At 72.8% G+C, this 4,160-nt stretch carries 4 protein-coding genes, 1 rRNA gene and 1 pseudogene; 3 read left to right on the forward strand and 3 right to left on the reverse strand.

Going from position 1 to position 4,160, the window contains the following annotated elements:
* Positions 1-87 (forward strand): 5S ribosomal RNA (gene rrf, locus ACFCY1_RS41375); the annotation flags it as partial.
* 69 nt (positions 88-156) lie between these two features.
* Here rrf and ACFCY1_RS41380 read toward each other — a convergent pair.
* From ACFCY1_RS41380 to ACFCY1_RS41390, 3 genes are all read right to left on the reverse strand, one after another.
* Positions 157-1,524: a hypothetical protein gene (locus tag ACFCY1_RS41380; RefSeq protein WP_375877809.1), complete on the reverse strand. Its 1,368-nt coding sequence runs from the start codon at positions 1,522-1,524 to the stop codon at positions 157-159.
* A 196-nt stretch (positions 1,525-1,720) separates the two neighbouring features.
* Positions 1,721-2,491 carry a 1-acyl-sn-glycerol-3-phosphate acyltransferase gene (locus ACFCY1_RS41385; protein WP_049656484.1) on the reverse strand — a complete coding sequence of 257 codons (771 nt, stop codon included), beginning with the start codon at positions 2,489-2,491 and terminating at the stop codon, positions 1,721-1,723.
* 222 nt (positions 2,492-2,713) lie between these two features.
* On the reverse strand, positions 2,714-3,139 hold the full coding sequence (locus ACFCY1_RS41390) for a DUF4395 domain-containing protein (protein ID WP_049656482.1): 426 nt from the start codon (positions 3,137-3,139) through the stop codon (positions 2,714-2,716).
* Between the two features lie 305 nt (positions 3,140-3,444).
* Here ACFCY1_RS41390 and ACFCY1_RS41395 point away from each other — a divergent pair, with 305 nt between their 5' ends.
* Together ACFCY1_RS41395 and ACFCY1_RS41400 are read left to right on the forward strand one after the other, a co-directional pair.
* Positions 3,445-3,795, forward strand: coding sequence for a TlpA family protein disulfide reductase (locus ACFCY1_RS41395; protein ID WP_375877810.1), 351 nt, complete (start codon positions 3,445-3,447; stop codon positions 3,793-3,795).
* Between the two features lie 252 nt (positions 3,796-4,047).
* Positions 4,048-4,160: pseudogene (locus tag ACFCY1_RS41400) on the forward strand (electron transfer flavoprotein subunit beta); the annotation flags it as partial.

The following is a 4,160-nucleotide window of genomic DNA, read 5'->3' on the forward strand; positions in this document are numbered from 1 at the left end:
GGTTACATTCCGAACCCGGAAGCTAAGCCTTACAGCGCCGATGGTACTGCAGGGGGGACCCTGTGGGAGAGTAGGACGCCGCCGAACAATTATTCAGAAGAACCCCCATCCGGGTCCCGGATGGGGGTTCTTCGCGTTTTCAGGGCCGGGGCGAATCTATTCGTCGGAGTCGGATTCGGATTCGGCCTGCGGCTTCTCCGTGGGCGCCTGCCCCTGGGCCTGGGCCGGCTGCTGGGCGTCGGGCCGCGGCGCCTGGGGTGCCTGAGGTGCCGATGACGGCTGACCTGACGGCTGATCCGATGGTTGGGCCGTCGCCTGGACCTGGTCGGCGGGAGCCGCTGGGGCCTCCGCCGTCCCCCAGGCCGGCCGGCTGAGCCACTTGTCCGCGCTGTTGGTGAGACGGGCGACGCCCGTACCGTCCGGCCGCATGCTGTAGAGGTCGGCGCCGGTGCCGGCGGGCGCCTGGGCGAAGACGATGGACTTGCCGTCGGGAGCGTAGGCGGCCGCGCCGTAGAAGGCGTCCGAGGGCGCGGGGGTGAGGGCGCCGACGGCGCTGCCGTCGGGGTGGACGGTGTAGATGCCGCCGCCGGGGGCGTTGTCGGGGCCGGCCGGGTAGGTGGTGAAGAGGATCTGGGTGCCGTCGGGGGCCCAGTCCGCGCGGTCGCCGGCGCGAAGTTCCCAGGGGGTGAGCTGGCGCAGCCCGGTGCCGTCCGCGCTGACCACGTAGATGGCGCGGCTGTTGGCGGGCTGCCCGGTGGCGCTGGTGCGGTACTCGAAGGTGAGCTGCTTGCCGTCGGGGGACCAGCTGGGGTTGCTGACCGCGCCGGAGTAGGGCTTGTCGTTGGTGAGGAAGGTGAGCCGCTGGACGTCGGTGCCCTCGGGGGTCATCAGGTAGAGGTCGGAGTACTGGATCTGGTGGCTGCCGGACGGGTCCAGGGCGCCCCAGGAGCGGCTGAAGGCGACCTGCTTGCCGTCGGGGGAGAAGGCGGGGGCGCGTTCGTCCTCGTTGGCGCAGTCGGCGGTGCCGCTGTCGCAGAGCTGGTTGACCTGGTGCTCGGGGCCGCCGGCGGTGAGGACGGTCCAGAGCCGGGCGGTGCCGGTCTGCGGGTCGGTGCGGTCGAAGGCGATGGTGGCGCCGTCGGGGGACCAGTCCGGGCGGTCGTCGAGCGCGCGGGCCGGCGGCTGGGTGACCTGGTGCTGGCCGGTGCCGTCGGGGGAGAGGGTGACGATCGCGGTGCTGGTGCGGGCGGCGTCGGTGTAGGCGCGGCTGACGATCAGCCCGTTGTGCGCGGCGGCCGCGGGGGCTCCGACGGCCGCGCCGACCACGCCGGGGGTCGCGGCGGGTGTCGCCTCGGGGGTGGCGGTGGGGGTCTCCGGCCGGATCTCCGAGAGCGGGATCTCCCCGGGCTCGGCCCCGCAGCCGGTGAGCAGGGCGCCCAGAAGCAGAAGGCCCGCACCGGCGCTCGCGCGGGTGCGGGCCCTGCCCGTGGGTGACTGCCGTGTGCCGGTGGTGATCCGTGCCATCTCCGCCTCCGAGACTCTCGACCGCTCCGACGTGTGCCCCCGCCGAGGATTCAGGACGAAGGCCCCTGAAAGGAGCTGTCACTGTGTCAGACGGGGGACGTCGGCGGTCCGGCGACACGCGACGGACCGCGCTCGCTCGATCGCACGGAGTAGAGGGGAGTGGAGGAGAGGGGAACAGAGGGGAGCGGAGCGGGCCTCAGCCCCGGGCGGCGCGGCGCTCGGCCTTGGCGAGGGCCTCCGCCTCGTCCTCGGCCTCGGCGACCTCCAGGGTGGGCGCGGTGCCGCCGAGCTGGGCGGGCAGCCACCAGGTGTCGTCCGGGCCGGAGGGCTTGCCGGGGTACTCGCGCTGGGCCTGGTCGAGCATCTCGCTCATGGCGGCGCGCAGCCGCCGGGTGACCATCACGGGCTTGTCGTCCGGTCCGAGGTGGATCGGCTCGCCGATCATGATGGTGACCGGGACGTGCCGCTTGGTGAGGGTCTTCGGGCGGCCCTTGGTCCAGAGCTGCTGGGTGCCCCAGAGCACGACGGGCAGCAGCGGGGTGCCGGAGTCGGCGGCCATCCGGGCGGCGCCGGTCTTGAACTTCTTGAGCATGAAGGAGCGGCTGATGGTCGCCTCGGGGAAGACCCCGACCACCTCGCCGGCCTTGAGGGCGCGCACGGCGGCCTCGTAGGCGGGCTGGCCGTCGGTGCGGTCGACCGGGATGTGCTTCATGCCGCGCATCAGCGGGCCGGAGATCCGGTGCTTGAAGACGTCGTCCTTGGCCATGAAGCGGGTCTTGCGCTTGCCGCCGCGGTACGCGCCGAGGCCCGCGAAGAGGAAGTCCAGGTAGCTGATGTGGTTGCTGACCAGTACCGCTCCCCCCCTGGCGGGGATGTGTTCGGCGCCCACGATCTTGATCCGCGCGTCGAGCGCGCGGAAGGCGGTGAGTGCGGCGCCGATCACCGGCGGGTACACGAACTCTGCCACGGTCAGTCCTGACTTCCACGGGCCGGAGCCCGGTTCGGCGGGTACCCGCTCCGTTGCGCGGGCGGTGCCGACCGGAGTACGGCACTCCGCGGCGGTCACGGGTGATTCACGGAGATGATCCCCCGAACGAGTGCCTGCTGTCACCTGAGGCGTGCGGTCAAGTGAATATTGCCGATGTGATCTCCGTGATGAATTCGAACGGGAACTTTTCGGCCGCTCGCATCAGGCGCGGGAGGTGAGGCGGCCCTGGGCGTGCCGGACCAAGGGGTAGAGCTCGCAGCCCACGGAGTAGCCGAACACGGCGTTGGCGAAGGCGGCGGTGAGGGCGGTCGAGGCGCCCATCACGCCGAGCCACGTCACCTCGGTGCAGTAGCCGAGGGTGCCGACCGCGGCGAAGACCATGAGGACGCCCTGGTCGAGGCGGAGCGGACGTTCGTCCTCGGTGGCGGAGGGCGGTGCGAGCCGGGGCAGCACGAGTGCCTGGAACAGCCGGACGTACGGGGCCAGGCGCAGGCCGCCGAACGAGCCGAGGGCGAAGACGAGCGTCTGGGCTCCCAGGAGCGGGCAGCTGCCGGTGGCCAGGACGAGGGCCAGGACGATCGCGGTGAGCGCTGCGGCTAAGCGGGGACCGCGGGGATCGGTCTGCAACGGGGCTCCGGGTGGTCGCGACGGGCGGCGGCAGCGGCGGGGCGTCAGCGCCGTCGGTGGACGGTGGTCCTGGCCGGGGTGATGACGCGGCGGCGGACCGGCGGCGGCATCGGGTGGCGGTCGGAGTCCATCGGCCGATCGTACGTGTCCCGGCCCTGGCGGTCGACCGTGTTTCGGGCGCCGCGGGCGCTGCCGCAGACTGGGGGGATGACCGGGCCGACGGCGTGCGTTGTCGTGCCTCGACGGGGCCGGTCCCGGCCTGCCGTGGCCGGGGGTGACGGGCCGGGAGTGACGGGAGGACGAGGGTGAGCACCGAGGACGGGGCGGACGCGGTACCGCTGTCGGAGGCCGTACGGCTGTCGGGGGCGGAGCTGGGCGGGCCGCTCGGCGCGCGGGCGACGCTGGTGCAGTTCTCGACGGCCTTCTGCCAGCCGTGCCGGGCCACCCGGCGGGTGCTCTCGGAGGTGGCCGGGATGGTCGACGGGGTGGAGCACATAGAGGTGGACGCCGAGGAGCGGTTGGAGCTGGTCCGCCGGCTGGAGGTCCGGCGGACGCCGACCGTCCTGGTGCTGGACGGGGAGGGCCGGGTGGTGCGTCGGGCGGCGGGCCAGCCGCGCCGGGTGGACGTGATCGCGGCGCTCGGTCGCGTGGTGTGAGCAATCCGGCCGCAGGTGTTCCGCCCCGGCGGGTGGAGTCGGCCCCGCGCTGGGGCAGGATGGGCACAGGCGGCGGGAGCAGCCGCACGGCATAAGCTACTGGCCAGTAGTGACCACTGCACTACCGGCGAGTATGCTGCCAGGAAGTTCCGGACCGGCACGGGAATTCGCTGCCCGGAGCGGGTGCGTGCCGTGTTCGCGCCCGCTTGCACCGCCGCAGCCGCCGGACGAGACCAGTACAGGAGACAGGCCGTGAGCTTGAGGATCGTTGTCTGTGTGAAGCACGTGCCGGACGCGACGGGTGACCGTCGTTTCGCGGACGACCACACCACCGACCGGGAGGGTGTGGACGGCCTCCTGTCGGA

Origin of the sequence: Kitasatospora sp. NPDC056273, from assembly GCF_042268845.1 — a bacterium.
GTDB lineage: Bacteria > Actinomycetota > Actinomycetes > Streptomycetales > Streptomycetaceae > Kitasatospora.